Source organism: Chloroflexota bacterium, from assembly GCA_015478725.1.
GTDB lineage: Bacteria > Chloroflexota > Limnocylindria > Limnocylindrales > CSP1-4 > C-114.
Window position 1 is genome coordinate 62,022 of the sequence record JADMIG010000003.1, and the last position, 19,520, is coordinate 81,541.

18 protein-coding genes are annotated in these 19,520 nt (G+C 70.2%); 9 read left to right on the forward strand and 9 right to left on the reverse strand.

From position 1 onward, the window contains the following. Positions 1 to 43: 43 nt before the first annotated feature. Together IVW53_04285 and IVW53_04290 are read left to right on the forward strand one after the other, a co-directional pair. Positions 44 to 1,657, forward strand: a complete 1,614-nt coding sequence (locus IVW53_04285) for an Ig-like domain-containing protein (GenBank protein ID MBF6604783.1) — start codon at positions 44 to 46, stop codon at positions 1,655 to 1,657. A 200-nt stretch (positions 1,658 to 1,857) separates the two neighbouring features. Beyond that, positions 1,858 to 4,239: a hypothetical protein gene (locus tag IVW53_04290; GenBank protein ID MBF6604784.1), complete on the forward strand. Its 2,382-nt coding sequence runs from the start codon at positions 1,858 to 1,860 to the stop codon at positions 4,237 to 4,239. A gap of 301 nt (positions 4,240 to 4,540) precedes the next feature. On the opposite strand, the gene IVW53_04295 is transcribed toward IVW53_04290, so the two are convergent. Next, a complete protein-coding gene (locus tag IVW53_04295) occupies positions 4,541 to 4,957 on the reverse strand; it encodes a hypothetical protein (GenBank protein MBF6604785.1) in 417 nt (138 codons plus the stop codon). A gap of 692 nt (positions 4,958 to 5,649) precedes the next feature. Here IVW53_04295 and IVW53_04300 point away from each other — a divergent pair. After that, positions 5,650 to 6,441 (forward strand): polysaccharide deacetylase family protein, encoded by a 792-nt coding sequence (locus IVW53_04300; protein ID MBF6604786.1) that lies wholly within the window; start codon positions 5,650 to 5,652, stop codon positions 6,439 to 6,441. A 340-nt stretch (positions 6,442 to 6,781) separates the two neighbouring features. Here IVW53_04300 and IVW53_04305 read toward each other — a convergent pair whose 3' ends face one another. Continuing rightward, complete coding sequence (locus IVW53_04305; protein MBF6604787.1) at positions 6,782 to 6,952, reverse strand: Flp family type IVb pilin; 171 nt, start codon at positions 6,950 to 6,952, stop codon at positions 6,782 to 6,784. 233 nt (positions 6,953 to 7,185) lie between these two features. Further along, positions 7,186 to 7,770 carry a hypothetical protein gene (locus tag IVW53_04310; GenBank protein ID MBF6604788.1) on the reverse strand — a complete coding sequence of 195 codons (585 nt, stop codon included), beginning with the start codon at positions 7,768 to 7,770 and terminating at the stop codon, positions 7,186 to 7,188. A gap of 195 nt (positions 7,771 to 7,965) precedes the next feature. On the opposite strand from IVW53_04310, the gene IVW53_04315 reads away from it, so the two are divergent. The 6 genes from IVW53_04315 (at position 7,966) to IVW53_04340 (ending at position 13,180) form a co-directional block, all read left to right on the forward strand. Next, a complete protein-coding gene (locus IVW53_04315) occupies positions 7,966 to 8,322 on the forward strand; it encodes a hypothetical protein (GenBank protein ID MBF6604789.1) in 357 nt (118 codons plus the stop codon). Positions 8,323 to 8,532: 210 nt separating this feature from the next. Further along, complete coding sequence (locus tag IVW53_04320) at positions 8,533 to 10,899, forward strand: EAL domain-containing protein (protein MBF6604790.1); 2,367 nt, start codon at positions 8,533 to 8,535, stop codon at positions 10,897 to 10,899. A gap of 288 nt (positions 10,900 to 11,187) precedes the next feature. Next, entirely contained in the window at positions 11,188 to 11,460 is a 273-nt protein-coding gene (locus IVW53_04325) for a DUF433 domain-containing protein (GenBank protein MBF6604791.1), read from the forward strand. A 24-nt stretch (positions 11,461 to 11,484) separates the two neighbouring features. Next, entirely contained in the window at positions 11,485 to 11,787 is a 303-nt protein-coding gene (locus IVW53_04330) for a DUF2283 domain-containing protein (GenBank protein ID MBF6604792.1), read from the forward strand. 395 nt (positions 11,788 to 12,182) lie between these two features. After that, positions 12,183 to 12,521 (forward strand): hypothetical protein, encoded by a 339-nt coding sequence (locus IVW53_04335; GenBank protein ID MBF6604793.1) that lies wholly within the window; start codon positions 12,183 to 12,185, stop codon positions 12,519 to 12,521. Next, on the forward strand, positions 12,518 to 13,180 hold the full coding sequence (locus tag IVW53_04340) for a Fic family protein (protein ID MBF6604794.1): 663 nt from the start codon (positions 12,518 to 12,520) through the stop codon (positions 13,178 to 13,180). Before IVW53_04335 ends, IVW53_04340 begins: the two co-directional genes overlap by 4 nt. A 337-nt stretch (positions 13,181 to 13,517) precedes the next feature. On the opposite strand, the gene IVW53_04345 is transcribed toward IVW53_04340, so the two are convergent. The 6 genes from IVW53_04345 to IVW53_04370 are packed head-to-tail and all read right to left on the reverse strand — an operon-like array spanning position 13,518 to position 19,518. Continuing rightward, complete coding sequence (locus IVW53_04345) at positions 13,518 to 14,744, reverse strand: hypothetical protein (protein ID MBF6604795.1); 1,227 nt, start codon at positions 14,742 to 14,744, stop codon at positions 13,518 to 13,520. Further along, on the reverse strand, positions 14,741 to 15,457 hold the full coding sequence (locus IVW53_04350) for an RNA polymerase sigma factor (protein ID MBF6604796.1): 717 nt from the start codon (positions 15,455 to 15,457) through the stop codon (positions 14,741 to 14,743). Before IVW53_04350 ends, IVW53_04345 begins: the two co-directional genes overlap by 4 nt. Further along, positions 15,447 to 15,758 (reverse strand): hypothetical protein, encoded by a 312-nt coding sequence (locus IVW53_04355; GenBank protein ID MBF6604797.1) that lies wholly within the window; start codon positions 15,756 to 15,758, stop codon positions 15,447 to 15,449. Before IVW53_04355 ends, IVW53_04350 begins: the two co-directional genes overlap by 11 nt. A 12-nt stretch (positions 15,759 to 15,770) precedes the next feature. Next, complete coding sequence (locus tag IVW53_04360; protein ID MBF6604798.1) at positions 15,771 to 16,982, reverse strand: ABC transporter permease; 1,212 nt, start codon at positions 16,980 to 16,982, stop codon at positions 15,771 to 15,773. Beyond that, entirely contained in the window at positions 16,979 to 17,653 is a 675-nt protein-coding gene (locus IVW53_04365; GenBank protein ID MBF6604799.1) for an ABC transporter ATP-binding protein, read from the reverse strand. Before IVW53_04365 ends, IVW53_04360 begins: the two co-directional genes overlap by 4 nt. A gap of 2 nt (positions 17,654 to 17,655) precedes the next feature. Continuing rightward, positions 17,656 to 19,518: an HlyD family efflux transporter periplasmic adaptor subunit gene (locus IVW53_04370; protein MBF6604800.1), complete on the reverse strand. Its 1,863-nt coding sequence runs from the start codon at positions 19,516 to 19,518 to the stop codon at positions 17,656 to 17,658. Positions 19,519 to 19,520: the final 2 nt, after the last annotated feature.

Consider the following 19,520-nt stretch of genomic DNA (forward strand, 5'->3'; position numbering starts at 1 on the left):
GGGCTTCCGCCCCGGCCGTTCGGCATCTCAGGGGTATCCTCCGTTGACCATGCAGCGCTCGACCGTCGGCCATCGCCTCATCGTCACCCTCGCCTCGGTGGTACTGGGGGCATCGTTGCTCGTTGCCGTCCCCGTGCCGGTGCTCGCCGACAGCTCGTCGAACATCCCAGGGACGCCGTTGCCGGGACCGCTCGTCAGCGGCACGCTCGGCGGTCCGATCTACGACGTCGTCTACCGCCTGTATGTCCAGCCCGGCCGGATCATCCTCGTCAGCCTGACGGGGACGAGCGGCACGGACTTTGACCTCTATCTCTTCGATGCGACGGCCACCACCGTCTACGGCACCACGGGCCTCGTCGCGAAGTCCACCGGTCCCACGAGCACGGAATCCCTCTCCGTCGCGTCCCCGCTCGGCGGGACGTACTACCTCGATCTCAACGGTGCGTCCAACGTGGAGGGGACGTTCCGTCTCGTCGTCCAGCAGGTCCCGGACAACACCCCACCCACCGTCTCGATGAGCCTGGCCGGCGGGCGCCCCGCGACGAACCAGCTCATTGTCCCGGTCCAGGTGCAGGGCGCGGACGACCTCTCGGGCGTCGTCGCGATGTCGTTCAGCCTGGACGGCGTCGCGTGGACGAACTGGACCCCGTATCAGACGCAGACCGCGTGGACGTTCCAGCCCGGCGACGGTCCCCGAACGCTGTGGGCCCGCGTCCAGAATGGGGTGGGCCTCGTCTCGCCGGCCGTGAGCGCCTCGATCGTCATCGACACGGTCGCTCCGCTGGCGGTTGAGATCCAGCCGCCCCCGAGTGGGCAGGTCGGGGGTCCCAGACCCACGCTCACGATCCGCTTCAACGAGCCGATGGATCCCGCCTCGTGGATAGCCGGCGGGATGATCGTCCAGGCCGCGGACGGCAGCCTCATTGCGGGGACGTATACCTATGACGCCACGACGTGGACGGGTTCGTTCGTCCCGTCGGCACCGCTCACCGCGGGCGCCCTGTACATCGCGACGCTCGGGATGGTGACGGACATCGCCGGCAACGCGCCGGCTCCCCTCGGATCGTGGGTCTTCACGGATGTCGCGGCGACCTCGATGACCGTGTCCGCGACGCCGACGACGGTCTTCGCGGGGGCCTCCGCGCGACTGACCGTGACGCTCGGCGGCGCGCCGAGCGTCACGGTGGAGGTCCTGTCCATGCCGCGCGGAGCGACGGCCTTCACGTCGATCGGGTCCATCTCGCTGACGGACGGCCAGGGGTCCGTGTCGGTCGCCCCATCGTCGACGACGACATACCGGCTGGCGTACGCCGGGACGAGCGCGCTCGGAGCGTCCTCCGCGGACGTGCTCGTCTCTGTGCGCCGGGGCATCAAGGTCTCGGCGCCATCGTCCGTCGTTGCCGGTCGCGCGGTTCGGGTGACGGCGTCCGTCTCGCCGGCTGGCGCCGTGGGCGTCTCGTTCCGGCTGTACCGCTACGACCCCTTTCGCCGGACGTACGAGTACGCGGGGAGCTGGGGCCGCCTGACGTCGGCGTCCGGCGTGGCCGTCTTCGACTGGCTGCCGCGATCGGGGAGCTGGTACTGGCGGGCCGTCGTGACCGGCACCGCGTCGTACGCGACGAATATGAGCCCGGTGGTCCGCGTCGCCGTCCGCTGATCGCAGGCGGTTCGGCCAGGATTCACGGTCCATTCACACGCCGATGGGATGATCGGCGTGATCTCGCCGTAGCCCCGGGCGGGTTTCCATCCTATGAAGAGGCCTGCGGCCTCGATACGCTCGGGGTTGGCCGCGGACCGACGGGTGCCGTTCGACGGATCGGCCGCCGGCGCCCATCATTCGCCCTGGAGGTATTCGTCATGCAACAACCGACTCGACCAACTCGACGTGGATTCTTCGGGGCCATCGCCACCGCGGCGCTCCTCGCATCGCTGCTGCCGGGGGTGGCCAGCGCGGCAGGTCCCGCGACGCACCTGGCGTTCGTCGCACAACCGAGCACGACCGCCGCCGGCGCGACCATGGCGAGCGTCACCGTGGCGATCCAGGACGCGAGCAACGCGACTGTCACGACCGACAGTTCAACCGTCGTCACCGTCGCGATCGCGAACAACCCCTGCTCCCCGTCCTGCGGGACGCTCACTGGAACACTCACCGCCACGGCAAGCAGCGGTGTCGCCACGTTCAGCACGCTCTCGATCAACAACGCCGGTGTCGGCTACACGCTCTTTGCTTCAGGGGGCTCACTCTCCGGCGCGACCAGCAGCGCATTCACGATCGTTGGTGCCGCGAACAAACTCGCCTTCACCACTCAGCCGAGCACGACCCAGGTCGGCGTTTCGATCTCGCCGCCCGTCACGGTGGCGGTCCAGGATGTCAACGGTCAGGTCGTCACCACAAGCTCGGCAAATGTCACCGTTGCGATCGGTGCGAACCCGGGCGGCGGGACGCTCGGCGGAACGCTCACCGTGGCGGCGGCCAGCGGCGTCGCGACATTCAGCAACCTCACGATGAGCAACTCCGGCGTCGGCAAGACGCTCGTGGCCACGAGCGGCGTGCTCACCACCGCGACGAGCGCCGGCTTCACGATCGTCGGCACCCCGACGCATCTCGCCTTCGGCACCCAGCCGTCCAACACGTCCGCCAACGCGCCGATCTCCCCGGTCGTGACGGTCCAGATCCTCGACGCCAACAACCAGGTCGTCACCAACAGCACGGCCAGCGTCACGCTTGCCATCGCGACGAACCCGGGTGGCGGCGCGCTCTCGGGCACGAACCCAGTCAGCGCGGTCAACGGGATCGCGACGTTCGGCAGCCTGTCGATCAATAACCCGGGCGTCGGATACACCCTGCAAGCGACGAGTGGTTCCCTCACTCTCGCGACCAGCACCGCGTTCAATATCACCCTGAACCAGCACCTCGCCTTCACCACCCAGCCGGGTGGCGGCGGGCCCGGCGCGATCTGGGCGCAGCAGCCGGTCGTCGCCGTTCAGAACTCGCTCAACGCGGTCGTCACGAGCGATAACTCGACGATTGTCACGCTCGCCATCGCGACGAACCCGGCCGGCGGGACGCTCACCTGCACGAGCGGTCTCAGCCGCACCGCGGTGAACGGCTATGCGACGTTCTACGGCTGCTCGATCAACTTCGCCTCGCCGTACACGTACACGCTCTCCGCCACGAGCTCGCCGACGTGGACAGCCGCGACGAGCAGCGCCTTCCTCATCGGCAGCACGCAGCACCTCGCCTTCACGACCCAGCCGGGCGGCGGCGGCGCCGGCGCGATCTGGCTCCAGCAGCCGGTCGTCGCGGTGCAGAACGCGTCCAACGCGGTCGTCACCACGGATTATTCGACGGTCGTCACGCTCGCCATCGCGACGAACCCCGCGGGCGGCACGCTCACCTGCACGAGCGGTCTCAGCCGCACCGTGGTGGCCGGCGTGGCGACATTCTCGGGCTGCTCGATCAACCTCGCCTCGGCGAGCTACTACACCCTGAGTGCCACGAGCACCCCGGTGTGGACCGCCGCCACGAGTGGCTCGTTCCTCATCGGAAGCACCCAGCATCTCGCCTTCAGCACCCAGCCGGGTGGCGGCGGGGCCGGCGCGATCTGGCTCCAGCAGCCGGTCGTGAGTGTCCAGAACTCGCTCAACCAGGTCGTGACGAGCGACTACTCGACGGTCGTCACGCTCGCCATCGCGAGCAACCCGGCCGGTGGGACCCTGTACTGCACGAGCGGCCTCAGCCGGACCGTTGTGGCCGGCGTCGCGACGTTCTCCGGCTGCTCGATCAACCTCGCCTCGGCGAGCTACTACACCCTCTCCGCCACGAGCAATCCGGCCTGGATGGCCGCCACGACGAGCGGGTTCCTCATCGGGAGCACCAGCGTCCGGACGTCGGTGACGATCCCGAGTGACACGGCCGTCGGGCAGACGCAGTCCAGCTTCAGCTTCAGCCACGCGACGAAGATCGTCGCGGTGGGCTCGTGGATCACCGTCCGCTTCCAGACGAGCCCGGCCATGGCCGGTCGAAGGCTCGGCGTCTGGATCGCGGTGAAGGGATCGAACGGGCTGTGGAGCGCGTTCTCACCGCACACGAGCATCTTCACCGACAGCAGCGGTGTCGCCTACTACCAGTACCAGGCCGGATCCAAGGTCTGGGAGTCGTTCCTCGTCAAGTTCCTCGGCGACTCGACGTACGCGCCGAGCTCGTCCTCCGGTACCCAGGCGCGCTGGCTCTACTGATCCCATCCGGGGCGGAACCTCCCTCCCGCCCCCTCCCGTAACCGCAACGGACCTCGCCCTCCCGGCGGGGTCCGTTCATGTCCGCCGGCCCGCGGGAGGTCCGGTCGCGGGTTCCGGCCGTCGGATCGGGATCTGGCCCTGAGCTCGCGACCTCGGAAGGCCCGGGGCGGGTCCGGCGAAGAGGCAGCTCTCGAGTCGAGATCGATCGTCAACGGAGCGGAACCGGACCGGCGCCGGCTGCCCAGGCTCTGGCTGAGGAGCCCGGATGCCCGTCAATCGACGCGGCGGACGGCCCGAGAGTTCAGCGCGTCACCTTGCCGGGTACGAACTTCTCCAGCACGTCGGAGACGATCTCGCCGATGTCCTTCACGCCGCTGAAGCGCGAGCCGAACGTGCCGCCGATCTTCACTTGCTCGTCACCCGAGGTGGCGTGGAAGACGAACGCTCCAGGCTTGAACTTCCCGGGAGACTTCACCTCGACCGATTGCAGATCCGAATAGAGCACCTCGAACTGCTTGTGCTTCAGGAGGCTCACCACCTTCTTCAAGCCGTCATCGCTCAGCGGGGCAGCTTCAATGAAGTGGTCTTCCGTGAAGTCCTTGGAGCCGATGACCCGGTCCTCCGTGAAGATGAGTCCGAACCCCTTCATCACCCCGCTGAAAAGCGCCCCGCTGTGGATGACGAGCTGCACGTCCTGCCTCTCGGGCATCTCTGACATCAGCGCTCCCTTCGTCTCGACCGTCTCTATGGTGCCTGACCTCGTCGGCGGGAGCCTCCCCGACGGTCGGCCCGCCAAACTTCCTCGGGGAGGATACGCCGATCACCTGTGTGCCGCGGTCGAGCGTGGAGAGCGGCAAGGATGGGTCCAACGAGCGTGGTGTGGATCGCGATGAAGGTGGACGGAACCTTGGAGCGCCCTCTCGCCCCACACGAGCATCCGCACGGACAGCAGCGGTGTCGCCTCCAAGCAGTACCAGGCCCGCTGGCTCTACTGACCCCATCCGGGGCGGTACCTCCCTCCCGCCCCCTCCCGTAACCGCAACGGACCCCGCCCTCCCGGCGAGGTCCGTTCAGGTCCAGGCCTGGGCGCTCGGTTTCGGGTACCGCGGGAGGGTGACTTGCTCACCGAGCGGCGCTGTGGACGCGACCAGGTTCCCTAACATTCCCAGGCGCGCCGTGGTCACCCGAGATTCACGGTCCGCTCATGGACCCGTGGGACGATGGCCGTCGGTTCGGGGCCCGAGTCAGTCGAGGTTCGCGAGTGCGTTCATCCCGGCTTCGGCCTGGCCCGGGATCGTGCAGCGGAACTCGTCGGCGCCGGAATGAGCCGATCGTGGCGGGGCCTGCCCGCCGGCCGGCGGACGGATGGAGCCAAACGGGCCATGGTCGGGGCCCGCAGGCCCGCCTACGATGGCACTCTCGGCGGTCGTCTCGCACGGAGGACGGCATCGGCAGATGGGCGGCATCTCGCGGCGCGCGTTCCTCGCGCTGGCTGGGCAGCTCGTGCTTGTCAGCGCCGCCGCGCCCTCCGTGCGCGCCGCGGCGCTCGCCCCGCTCTTCCACGGGCCACGCGACGCCCGGGTGATCGCGCTCACCATCGATGACGACTGGTCGGCGCTGCGCACCGGCGCCATCTTCGAGGTCCTCGCCCGCTCGTCGGTGGCGGCGACCTTCTTCCCCTACGCCAATGCCACGCTCGGCGATCCAGGGCTGTGGCGGGCCATCACGGCGGCCGGCTACCCCTACGCGAACCACACCCGCAGCCATCCCTGGATGACCCGCCTCGCACCGCCGGCCCAGGCCGCCGAGCTCAGCGAGGCGCGGGCCATCCTGCAGTCGATGACCGGGGTGGCGATGCTGCCGGTCTTCCGGCCGCCCTACGGAGCGTATGACGCGGCGCTCCTCGAGGTCGCGAGGGTAGCGGGCTTCCCGACCACGCTGCTGTGGGACACGAGCGCCGCCGACACCTCGCGGTGGGCCACCCCGGCCCAGCTCGTGGCGGCGGCCATGGACGGCACCAACGGCTCCGTGCTGCTCGCCCACGGGGGGCCCGCGCTCACCCCCCTCATCCTGCCCACGGTCATCGCCCTCTACCGGGAGGCTGGCTTTCGCTTCGTGACGGTGCCCGAGCTGCTCGGCTGGCCGACGCCGCGCCCGCCCGAGCCCAAGCCGCCGATCTCTGTCCTGCCGCGGGCCCGGTAGGGGCCGACCCGCGACCAACGGCGACGCTCATCGGCCCCGTGCCGCAGGCCCGACGGCAGATCTCAGCGTGTCCGGCGACACGGGGGCTCACCACCGAGCACCTCGGTCTGGCGAGGGATCCCCGGGAACGGACGGTCCGGGAGCCCGTCGTCGGTAGCCGACGCTGGTCGGCGTGCGTTGGTTTCGCCGGCAGGATGTTTCTCGGCGCCGAGGTCGCGTCTTGGCCCACACGCAGCTGCGGCGCGCCCGCGGCCTCCTCCCCGACGACCGCCTGTCCGGCCCCGGAATCGAAGAAGCCGGGCCCTCCGCGGCCCGGCTTCTCGTTGGTCGCGAGACGCGCCTAGATGGACTTGCCAACGTTGCTGAGGATCGTCTTGACCTGGCCGCCGAGGAAGATGAGGGCGATGATCGCGATGACCGCGATGAGCGCGAGGATGAGTGCGTACTCGGCGAGACCCTGGCCTTCCTCGTCACGATGGAAGGATGCGATGAGTGCGTTGAAGAGTGCCATGGATGGCCTCCTGGATGATTGCCACCCTCGATCGAGGGCTTCGCTACGATGCGCGCGGCCGGTCTCCGTCGCCACAGTCCGATGGTACCCCTCCTCGATGACCCGATCGGCGTCCAGCACGGGTACGGGAGTGTCGCCATCCGCTCGCGGCCACTGCGAGGCCGTCGAGCCACTTCAGCACGCCCTTCCAGTACACGACCTCGGGGCGCCACCCATGGTGAGCAGCCCGACGATCAGCTCCGAGAGTCCTGCGAGGATCCGATCGCGCCGGGGGCCGGCCGCAGCTCGCTGACGCCGACGACGGCGGTGAGGTTCACGAGACCGAACGGGTAGCGGGCGATGAGGCGCCGGTCGCTCAGCTGGCGGACGATCACGCCGGTGAGCGGGATGAAGCGCGACTCGGCCGACTCGACGAACGCCGGCAGGCACGCCTCCTCGTGGAGATACGCATCGCCCCGGACGAGGTGGCCGCCGGTGATGAAGAGCATCCGCCGGGGTGCCTTGCGCACGAGGAGCGATTCCTCGCGGCGGGCCCAGGGCGCCACGGTCGGCTCGCCCATGAAGGCGATCTCGTCGCGGTCGATCCACAGCTCCGGGGCGGTGTCCGACGACGTCGGCCGGCCGGTCCGATCGAGCAGGACGGCGTCGTGCAGGACGAAGAAGCCGGCCCCGAGGTTCATGAGGTCGGACAGGCGCGGGAACCGCCCCATGGCGACCGTGCCCGCCGCCCGCAGGTGGTTGGTGATGATCTCGACCCGCTCGTCGGTGCCCGTGGCTCCGGGCGCGGCGGACAGGCTGCGCGTCTCGAGTGCGTTCATGGGAGTCGATCCTCGCTGCGGCACATGAACGAGACGTGAATCAGGGGGACGGCGCGTTCGTTCGACGGGCACGACCGCATCCTCGCCCCGCCGACGTATGGCAGCGATGAAGGGTGGATGAGAAGGCTCTCACGCTGCGGCGGATCGGCTCGACCGCTACCGACGGGCGGGGGTGACCGTCGCTACCATCGGGGGATGCGCTTGACGATGCCGCGGCGCGCGACGAGTGACCCGCCGGCCCTCCCCACGTCCCCGTTGCTCTCCCCGTTCGGGCTCACCCTGTTCGGCCTGGCACAGCTCGCCGACCTCGTCACGTTCCTCGCCATGATCGGGCAACACGGCATCGGGGCAGAGCGGAACCCGATCGCCGTGGCGTTCGTCGAGGGTCATCAGCTGGGCCCGCTCATCGTCGCCAAGCTGACCGTCTGGGCCCTCGCCGCGGCCTGCGCGGCGAACCTCCAGCGGCGCAACCCGCGCCTCGGCGAGCTCGTCATCGCCTTCGGGATCCTCGCCGGGTGCCTCGGCGCGGTCTCGAATGTCCTCAGCCGCTGAGCTCGCGGCCTCGGCAGGCGCGGGGGGCGGCATCCGGCGAACGAGGCGCTGGCGACGGTCCGCGACCTCGTCGAGGCGGCGCGCTCGCCGTGGTTGGTGCAGGAACCGAAGTGCACCACAAGGTCCCAAGGGTCACCCTTGGCAGTCGCCCTGCGCAGCCGCACAGTGGCGGTATGACCCAGCGAAGCAGCCCGACGTCGGGGCCCGCCGATGAGGCCTGACGCACCGACGTTCGATCAACCCTCCCGGGTCGGACGCCTTCCGGCCGCCCGCCGAGTCGCCTGGATCGTCTACCTCGCCCTCGGTCTCGCGGCAGCGGCTCTGTACGCGGCCATCCCGAACCTGGACCATCGCTGGCTCTTCCCGCTGTTCGGAATCGGAGCATCCGGCGCGGTGTTCGTCGGCGTGTTCCTCCACCGGCCGACGAACGCGGGCCGCTGGATCGGGGTCGGGGGCGGGATCGCCCTCCTCGCACTCGGCGACCTGACGTACTCCGTGCTCGAGCAGGCCAGGGCAGGGGCGGCACCGTTGCCGCCGATCGCCGACGCCATCTACCTCGTCGGCTATGGCGTCCTCGCCCTCGGACTCGCCGGTCTCGTCGGTGGCCGGCGCGGCGGCCGCGACATCGCGGCCATGCTCGATGCGCTCATCGTCGCCGCCTCGGCCGGCGTCGTCGCCTGGGTCGCCTTCCTCAGCGGGACGATCACCGATGGCGGGCTCAACCCCGGCGATGCGGTCGCCCTTGTCCATCCGTTCATGGACTTCGTGCTCCTCGCGATCGCCGTGCGGATCGTCCTCGCACCGGCCGGCATGGGCATCGGCCGGCTCTTCCTCGTCGTCGGCACCATTGCCTATCTCGCGAGCGACTTCGCCTACACGTTCGCGACGCTCGAGGGGAGTGGTACGTTCGGGGGCCTCGTCGACCCCGGCTGGGCGATCGGCTACGTCCTCTGGGGCGCCGCCGCTCTCCACCCGCGGATGGTCCAGAGCGCGCTCCGGCCTCCTCGGCTCGCCGACGTGCGGCGGTCGAGCGCACGCCTCGTCGGCCTCGGCGCCGCCATGCTCATCCCGCCGGTCCTGCTGTGGCTGCCCGGGGTCGCGACGTCACCGGAGAAGCTCTACGGCGTCGCGGTGACCTCGACGGCGTTGACAGTCTTCGTCCTCTTCAGGATCGCGCACCTGTTCGGCGACATCAACGCCTCGATCATCGAGCGCCGCCGCCTCGAGGGCCGGCTGCGCCATGCCGCCGATCACGACCCGCTCGTGGGTCTGTGGAACCGGCGCGTGTTCCACGATCGGCTCGCCGACATGCTCGCGATCGGCGACGAGCGGCTCGCTGCGCTCTTCATTGACGTCGACGACTTCAAGCGCATCAACGACACGGCAGGTCACGCGGCGGGCGACGTCGTCCTCGCCGAGCTCGCGAGTCGGATCGAACGGGCGCTCCGGCCGTCCGATCTCGCCGCCCGGCTCGGCGGCGACGAGTTCGGCGTCATCCTCCCGGATTGCGCCACGCCGGACGCGGCCCGCGCGATCGCGGACCGTCTCCTCCTCGAGATCGCGGCGCCGATCACCGTCCTCGGACGCGAGTTCACGGTCACGGCGAGCATCGGCGTCGCCGAGGCGCGGGAGGCAGCGGACACCGGCTCGCTCATGCGCAACGCCGACATCGCTATGTACCTCGCGAAGGAGCGCGGCAAGAACCGCGTCGAGTCCTATGAGGAGGGCGCGCACGTCGACGTGGTCCGGCGCCTCCAGCTCCGGACCGACCTCGAACACGCCCTCGCAGCCGGCCAGTTCGCCCTCGTCTACCAGCCGATCGTCGACCTCGCGTCGGGCTCGATGGTCGGCGTCGAGGCGCTCCTCCGCTGGGATCACCCGGAGCGCGGGCGACTCAACCCGGCCGACTTCCTCGCGATGCTCGAAGAGCAGGGCCGCATCGTCCCGGTCGGCCGCTGGGTGGTCAAGGAGGCGTGTCGCCAGCTCGGTGTCTGGAAGCGGCGCTACCCCACCCAGCCGCTCTACGTTTCGGTCAACCTGTCGCCGCTCCAGCTCCGTGATCCGGCGACGGCAGACGATATCGAACGGGCGATCGGCGAGGCCGGGATCGCCGCCGCCGATCTCGTCGTCGAGATCACCGAATCCGTCGTCCTCGACATCGAGCGGAGCCTGCCGATCCTCGCGCGCCTGCGAGCGCGCGGAGTGCGGGTCGCCCTCGATGATTTCGGGACCGGCTACTCGACGATCACGAACCTCGTCAAGGTGCCCCTCGACATCATGAAGATCGACCAGTCCTTCATCGCGCCCCTCGAGACGGGCGGCCGATCCGCCGCCCTCGTCGAGAACCTCCTCCAGATCGCGAGCTCGATGGGCGTCGAAGCGATCGCCGAGGGGATCGAGGTATCGGCGCAGCGCGAGGCGCTCGTCGGGCTTGGCTGCCGCCTCGGGCAGGGCTTCCTCATGGGCTTCCCGGCCGATCCGTCAGCGGTGACCGAGCTGCTCTCCGCCCAGGTGGCAGCGACGCGCCGTCCTCGGGTTCCGGCCCGTCGTTCCGCCTACGCACCCGGTGCGTCGTAGAGAGCGCCGTCGCCAGGATCCGGACGGATCCGAGGCGACGCATCGAGCGTTCGAGCGTGGCGGACCTGCCGCCGCGCCACACTTCCCGTCGGCCTGCGCTTACCACGCGTGAGGTGCGCAGGAGGTACGAACAGCAGGCCGCGGGCCGCTCCGACCGGCCGCAGACTTCCAGTCTGGCCGCCCGGCGGACAGACTGGCGGGTGCGGCGTAGGCGGTGGACTCAGGATTGGACGTCGGCCTACTGTACGTGGACAAGCGACGAGGCCGCAGTCGAAAGGAGGTGACACGATGGCTGAGCCAAAGCCCCTGGTCACCCGGTCGGGCGATCGAGCGTGGGGGGCCGCCGTGTTCGCCGGCACCCGCGTTCCGGTCGACGCCCTGTTCGAGCACCTCGAGGCAGGGGACACGCTGGACGAGTTCCTGCGACAGTTTCCGACCGTAACGCGCAAGCGGGCGGTGGCCGTCCTGGAGGCCGCGAGGCGCCGGACGGATGAAGCGGCGTTCCCGCCTATCCAGTCGACTCCGGGCCCGCGGCCCCCTACTCTTCAACAAGAGGACTGATCAGACAAACGTACGAGGATCCCGATGACATGGTGGCCGCGTGGTGTCGAACTGGCGCAAGGGGTTGAAACCATGAGGGATCTGCTGCTCGAGTACGACGCGTCAATCGATGCCGCGTATCTGACGGTCAGCGATGAGCCGTGGGATCACCGGGTGCGTCTTGATGACGCGCGAGGGATCAACTATGCCGCAGACGGCTCCGTGATCGGAATCGAGATCCTGTCACCGAAGCGGAAGGGCGTCCTCCTTGACGGGCTGCCATTCCGCGAGGATGTGGCGCGCGTCATGCCCTCCGTGAGCTTCCGAGTGCTCGAAGGCGCTCGCTGACCTGCATCACGAGACTCGCGTAAGGCCGTTTTTACGCCCGCGTGGCCGATGCGTCGCCGGAGCAGGCTGAGGGGCTCTCCCGGGCGCCTGGGCAGACCGATCGTCCGCCTGGCGACCGAGCGAAGTCGGGGGTGTTCCAGGAGCCGACGGGAGCGGCCGGAGCCCCGATCGCGGCCCCCGCGGACGGAATCGGCACCGTTCGGACGGGATCGACGACGTTTCGGAGGGGTCGGTAACGCCCCGGCTCCCCTCAGTGCGACGGTCCGGCCGGCAGTGGGCAGGTTAATCGTGGTGCCGATAGTCCGGCGCCGGCCTCTCCGGAAGCGGCCTTGGCCCATCCCGGGGGTGTGATGTCATTCCTTGACATCTGATGTCGCAGAGCTAAGCTCCGAGACATGACGACCGTCCGCCGCACGAGATCCGCCTTCCCGCTGCGCTTCGAAAACGAGCGTACCCGCGAGATGTTGCGGGTCGTGGCCGAGCGACAGCACACGTCGATGAACCAGCTTGCGGAAGAAATGATCGAGCGCGAGCTGCACGTGCTCGCATTGGGCCTCGAGAGCGGCCTCTCGAGGACGATCGAGCTGCTCCGTTCCTATCGCCGCGAAGGGCGAGCGGAGGCGTGGGCCGCATTCGCCGATGCTGAAGGCCTGCCTGAGCCCGTCGCCGCCCTCCGTGTGCGGTCTGACGAGGATCCCTTCGGGGTCGCCCGTACCTTCGAGCGCGGCGTTTGACTCTGGCGTCGTGTCCAGCGTGGAACGAAGACCGCCCCGCAGATCTGCCGAGGATCATCGCCAATCTCCAGAGCCTGTGGCCTCTGATCGAGGCCGACTCCAGCACCCGACCGAAACCGTCCGTCGCGACCGCGCTCGAGTGGCACCGTCGGATCTACGACGGCGTCGCCGTGCCGCATCCGGACTACGTCGGCCAGGTACGCGACAGCGATCCGCTCTTCCCATGCCTGATCGACTACGAAGTCGCCGTCGGGAGCAGTCGCGCTGTGCGGGCCCGGGACGTCCCGGCGGCCCTCGACGCCTTCGTCAGCGCGACCTCGGCCGTGGTGATGGCGCTTGACGCCGCCGTCCCGCCGGCCCGAGTTCCTTCGGCTCCCCCGGTCGTCGCGGCGATCGTGCGCCTGTGCGCGTACGCTCATGGCGAATGGATCCGAATCCATCCGTTCGCTGACGGCAATGGACGCACGGCCCGCATATGGGCGAACTGGATCGCCGTTCGCTACGGGCTTCCGCCGTTCGTTCGGATCAAGCCGCGACCGGATGACGTTCTGTTCGCCGGCGCGACGGAGATGTCGATGCGCGGCGACCATCGCCCGACGGAAGCGATGTTCGTCGCGATGCTCGACGATGCCCTCCGAGCTGCGATGCGTCGGCCATGACCGCGTACCCGCCGTTCGCGCGATCGACGCGAACATCAGCCCCACGATTAACCGGCTCGAAAACTGCCGCGAACCGGCAAGCTCTCGACGAGAGCGGCAGGTCCGAGCGGGATCCGGGACGTCAGTCGAGCGACCCAACGCCGACGCGCCAACTCGAGGGGCCGGCGCAGGCGGTCGCGCCCCGAGGTCGGTCTTCCGCGGACGGGATCGGCACCGGCCGGGTGCATCGGCATCGCTCCGGCGAGGCGTCTGCCCGCCGGGCGTTGGAAGTTCGGGTTAGTCGTGGTGCTGATGACCTGGGGGCCGCGTCCGCCCGCCCGCGCCGCGCGGACCCCTCTCAGAAGAGGCCGGGTGGCATCGGCTGGTGACCGTCCGGGTCGCTGAGATAGCCCGGCGCGGTGCCGGTCCGACCCGTGTGCCCGTACTGCCAGACGATTCGGAGGGTCCGTGGATCGATGACCACAATCCGCTGGCGGTCGTCGTCGTTGATGGAGACGAGGCCGTTCGGCAGCGGCGTGGCGAGGCTCGGATGGTCGAGCCGTCCGGGCCCGCTCGTGGGGGCATAGCGCCAGAGGAGTTTGCCCTTGGGGCTGATGCCGATGACCGCACCCGGGCTGTGATAGTCGGCGACGACGACGTTGCCGTTCGCGTCGAGCTGCGCGTCGGAGGGGTAGAAGAGCGGCACGTGGATGTCGAAGATGACCTTGCCGGCGGCGTTCAACCGGGTGACCCGCGCCCCCCGGATCTGGGTGATGAGGACGCCGCCGTCCGGGAGCGGGGTCGCGCCGTTCGGTGCGCCGTAGGTATGCGGGGCGTTCGCGACGCAGACGCCGGTCCGGCCCCACATCCGGCGGATCGTCTTGTCCGGTGCGATCTGGAGGATCCGGCAGTTGCCGATGTCGGCGACCATGATGTCCCCGTTGGCGAGGGGATACGCGTCATCCGGCGTGTGGAGCTGGCCCTTCCCCGAACCCGCCCGGTTGTACGTGCCGTACTGCCAGATCACCTTCCGGGTGGCGATGTCGATCCGGTTGATCACCTGGTGATCCTCGTCGTTGGTGACGATCGTCTTGCCGTCCGGCGAGATGAACGCGTCGTCCGCGGCGAACGCCTGGCCCTTCGGGAGGCTCCCGGCGACCGGGAATTTCCAGAGGATCCGGCCGCTGTTCGAGATGACGAGGAGGCGACCATTCCCCCGATCGGCGATGAGGAGCGAGGCGGCGAAGGGCGCGGCGACGCTCGTGACGCCGAGTGGGATCGGCGTGGCGACGGGGCCCGATGCGCCCGCCCCCGATGCGCCCGCACCGGCGCCTGTGCCCGGCGAACTGCCGATGAGGCCGCCGATGACGCTGCTCGGGCTCCCCGACCTGGCAGCCGACCCGCCCACACCCGCGGACGGCGTCCCAGCTGCGGGACTGCCGCAGGCCGCGACCGCGAGGAGAGTCGCGACGAGCGGACCAGCCATCCGAAGGCGCCCCCGTCGCGCTGGACGCGGGCGCACCTCGTCCGGACGGGTCGGCTCGTCCGTGAGCAGCACAGAGGGGGCGTGGTGCGTGGCGATCATCCGTTCACCTTCGATCTGATTCCGGTTTCGTCGTGGGGAGGCGCGATCTCGAGGTCATCGCTGTCCGCTGGCCCAAGACGGTCGGCCATGGCGGTCTGAATGAGCCAGGTCCCGTGAAGGAGGTGTCTCCCGAAGGCTTCGAGCGACAGGTCGAGCTCGCGCGCGGCCTCGGCGCTCGGAAGGCCGACGATGTGGCGCAGGACGACGGCTACACGATACTTGAACGGCAGCTCGACCAGGGCGCCAGCGAGGTCGGCGCTCGGCAGCGTCGCGGCCGCCCCGTCGCGGTGGGCGACCGTCCGGGACGCGGTCCGCAGGACGATCGTGTTGAGCCAGAGCTCGAGAGACGGTCGCGGATCGCTGCGCTCGAGTGAGCGGAAGGCGACGACGAACGCCTGCTCCACGACGTCCTCCGCGGTCCCCCGAGCGCCGGTCAGGTGGTAGGCCATGAGGTAGAGGCGCGGTCGGTGGGTGCGGATGACCTCGCCGTACGCCGACGCGGAGCCTTCCGCGCATCGTCGGACCAGCTCACGCTCATCCCACCGATGGTCCACGAGGCCTCCGAGCGGTCTGCCGGCGAGTTGCACGGCGGCCGCTTCGGCCAGCCGCGGGACGGCCGCTTCGGCGGTCCGGCCGGCCGGACCGCCGATCTCGAGCGCCATGGTGCGGATGACAGCCGCCCCGGACCCGCCGGTCAGGGTCTCAGCCGCCACCGCCGGCCGGCTGGCCGCCGTTGTCCGGCACTGCGGGGGCACCGGACGCCGCGGGGCCGCCGCCTCCCGCACCGCAGTTCTGGTCAGCCGCTGTCGCGGCCGCCGGTGCGGTGTACCGTCCGCCGGCGAAGGCGATCCCGCCGAGGGCGAGGATCCCCGCGAGGGCAAGGACGAGATCGATCCGGCTCCGCCGCCGCGGGGCGGGTCTGGCCGGGAGGATGGGTTCGTCGGGCGTGACCGGCTCGGTCGCGACGACCGGCTCGGTGGGGACGCTGGCACTGGGTTCGAACGGACCTGACATGGGTTGGGCCTCCTACTCGTATCGAAGTGCGGCTATGGGGTCGAGAAGGGCGGCCTGGCGCGCCGGCCAGACCCCGAAGACGACGCCGACGACCGCGCTGAAGGCGGCCGCGACGATGAGGATGAGTGGGCTGAAGACGAACCCCCAGCCGGCGATCTGGCCGATCACGGCCGAGATGACGAGGCCGAGGACGATCCCGATCGCGCCACCGAGGACCGAGAGCGTGAGCGCCTCGATGAGGAACTGGAGAAGGATGTCCCGGCTCCGGGCGCCGATCGCCTTGCGGATCCCGATCTCGCGGGTCCGTTCGCGGACGGAGACGAGCATGATGTTCATGATCCCGATGCCGCCGACGACGAGCGAGATGGAGGCGATCCCGGCGAGGAGGACGGCCAGCAGCGTCGAGACGGAGGAGACGGCACCGAGGAGCTGCGCCTGGTTGGCGATGGCGAAGTCGAGCGGGTGGCCAGGCAGGATCCCGTGCCGGCCCTGGAGCATCGTCGTGATCGCTGCGGTCACCGCATCCATCTGGCCCACGGAAGCAACGCTGACGCCGATCGTGCGGACGCTGATCCCACCGACGAACTCGGATCGCACGGTGGACAGCGGGACGACGATCTGGTCGTCCTGGTTGAGGGCGGAGGAGCCGCCCTTGGGCTGGAGGATGCCGATCACGCGGAACGGGATGCCGCCGATCTTGATGTCCGTCCCGACGGAGTTCGCCCCGAGCCCCAGGTTCGTGGCCGTCGTCGCCCCGACGACCGCCACCCGCAGCGAGAGCGACTGGGTCACCGGGCTGAGGAAGGATCCCAGCCAGACGCTCTGGTTGCGGACGAGGGCGTAGGACGGCGTCGTGCCGACGATCGTCGTCGTCGTGTTCTTCGTGCCGGCGATCGCCGGCAGCGTCGTGGCGATCTCCGGGGCGACCGCCACCACGCCCGGGATCTGGCCCACCGCCGCCGCATCGGCGAGGGTGAGCGAGGTGGACGATCCGGGCTCGCCGGCGTTCGCTCCGCTGATGGCCCGGCCCGGGTTGATCGTGAGGAGGTTCGTGCCGAGGCTCTGGAGCTGGGTCGTGATGCCGCGGGTGGTGCCGTCGCCGACGGCGACGAGGGAGACGACGGAGGCGACGCCGATGATGACGCCGAGCATCGTGAGGACGGCTCGCAGGCGGTTGGATCGGAGCCGCGAAAGCGCGAGGCGGACGAGATCGAGCGAATTCATGCGACCAGCCGCCCGTCGCGGACGTGAACCTGGCGTTCGGCTGCCGCGGCGATCTCCGCCTCGTGGGTGATGAGGATGATCGTCCGGCCCGATCGGTGGAGCTCATGGAGGAGGTCGATGACCTCGGCGCCGCTCGCGCCGTCGAGGTTGCCGGTCGGCTCGTCCGCGAGGACGATCGCCGGCTCGGTGACGATGGCCCGGGCGATCGCCACCCGCTGCTGCTGTCCGCCGGACAGCTCCGTGGACTCGTGATCGAGGCGATCGCCGAGGCCGAGTCGTTCGAGGGCGGCTCGTGCCCGGGCCTCGCGTTCATGACGCCGCACACCCTGATAGATGAGCGGCGCCGCGACGTTGTCCAGCGCGGACATCCGGGGCAGCAGGTTGTAGGACTGGAAGACGAACCCGATCTCGCGGCTGCGGAGGGCGGCGAGCCCGTCGTCGTCGAGGTCCGCCACGGCCGTGCCGGCGAGGACGTAGCGGCCGGTGGTGGGGCGGTCGAGACAGCCGAGGATGTTCATGAGGGTGGTCTTGCCTGAGCCCGACGGCCCCACGATGGCGACGAACTCGCCCTCGCGGATGACGAGGTCGATGCGGCGGATGGCCGCCACGTCGATCCGCCCGGTCCGATAGATCCGGCTGATGCCATCGATGGTGATGATCGGCGCGCTCATCGTCAGCCACCCCCCTGGCCGCCGCCGGCAGGAGCCGCGGGGAGGAGCCCCGGCAGTCCGCCACCGGAGGTGTTCGTGCCCGAGAGCGGAGCGACGGTCCCGGTGACGACGAGGTCGCCGACCGCCAGGCCGGACGTGATCTCCGCCAGGGTCCCGGTGATGAGCCCCACCTGGACCGGCCGATTCTGTGGCTTCCCGGATGCGTCGAGCACCTGGACCGTGTACTGGCCGGTCCCGCCGTTGAGGGCGATGGACGGCACGGCGAGGACGTTCGTCGCCTGGGCCGTGATGATCGTGACCTGGGCGCTCATCCCGGAGAATGTGCCCGCTGGCGGCGTGGCGAGAGCGAGCACGATGGGGTAGGTGACGACGCCACCGGACCCGGGGATCGAGCCGGTCGGCGAGATGGACAGGACGGTGGCGGTCGCGGTGGTACCGAGCGCGGTGAGCGAGACGTCCGCCTTCTGGCCGAGCTTGAGCGAGGGCAGGTCCGTCTCCGTGACGGTGGCCGTGACCTGGAGCGACGCGGCGGAGACGGCGACGTCGAGGCCCGCCGGCGCGGCCGCACCGGCGACGACATTGACCGCCACGACGATCCCGTCCACCGGGCTCCGGAGGGTCGCTCCGTCGAGGGTGAGCTGGGCGAGGCGGAGCGTCTCCTGGGCGCCGGCGACGGCCGACTGGTCGGTGCTGATCGTGGCCGCGGTCGCGCCGACGACCTTGCTCGCGTAGCCGTTCTGGGCGATCGAGAGGGACAGCGCGGCGGACGAGATCTGGCCGCTGGCCTGGGTGGCGGATGACTTGATGGAGAGCCTGAGGCTATCGAGCTGTGCCTGGGCGGTGGCGATCGCCGCCTGGTCGGACTGGATCGTCGCGACCGGCGGGCCGGCGGCCTGGTCCGCGGCGAGCCTGGCCTGGGCGGCCTGGAGCGCCTGCTGGGCCTGGGTCAGCTTGAGCGCACTGAGCTGGGCGGCCTGGCTGGACGACGCGCTCGCGGTGGAGAGATCGAGATTGGCTGCGTCGAGTGCCGTCTGGGCCTGGGCGACGGCCGCACGATCGGTGGCGATCGTGGCCGCCGACGCGTGGGCGGCCTGGTCGGCGGCAAGCTGGGCCGCCGCTGCCTGGAGGGCGGCCTGTGCCTGGCTGACCTTGAGGGCACTCGCCTGCGCTGCACCGCCTGCCTGGGTGGCCGCTGCGCGGTTCTCGAGCGTGAGGGTGTCGACCTGCTGCTGGGCGGCGAGGACCGCGGCCTGGTCGGCCTGGATCGTCGAGGTGACCGGGCCGGCCGTCTGATCGGCGGCGAGCTTCGCCCTGGCCGCCACGAGAGCCGCCTCCGCCTGCCGCACCTGGAGGGAGCTCTGCTGGCTCGTCACCGTGCCCGTCTGGCGGGCGAGATCGAGTTGCTGCTGTGCCTGGAGGATCGCGTCGTAGGCGGCTGCCCGATCCGCGGCGGTCGGCCCGGCGCCGTCGACCGCGAGGCGCGCCTTCGCGGCGGCGAGGCCGGCCTTCGCCAGTTGCACGGAGGCAGTCGCCGCGGCAGTGTCGGCGGTGGCGAGGACGGCACCCCGGGTCACGCGGTCGCCGGTCTTCACGACGACCGTGCTCACGAGCCACACGGCGCCGCCCGCTCCACCGGCGGCGGGAGCGCCGAGCTCAAGGACCGGGCTCGCCCCGAAGGCGAGGTCGTAGGTCGCGGCGGAGCGGACGGATCCGCTCGCGACGATCTGCTGGGCGACCGTCGTCTTCACGACCGCCGCGGTCAGGTACTGGGCGGGCGCCGGACCGAAGGGCGATGCGAACACCGACCCGACGGCCGCGACCGCTATCGCGAGGAGGACGACCGCAATTGCGGCTTTCAGCTTCATTT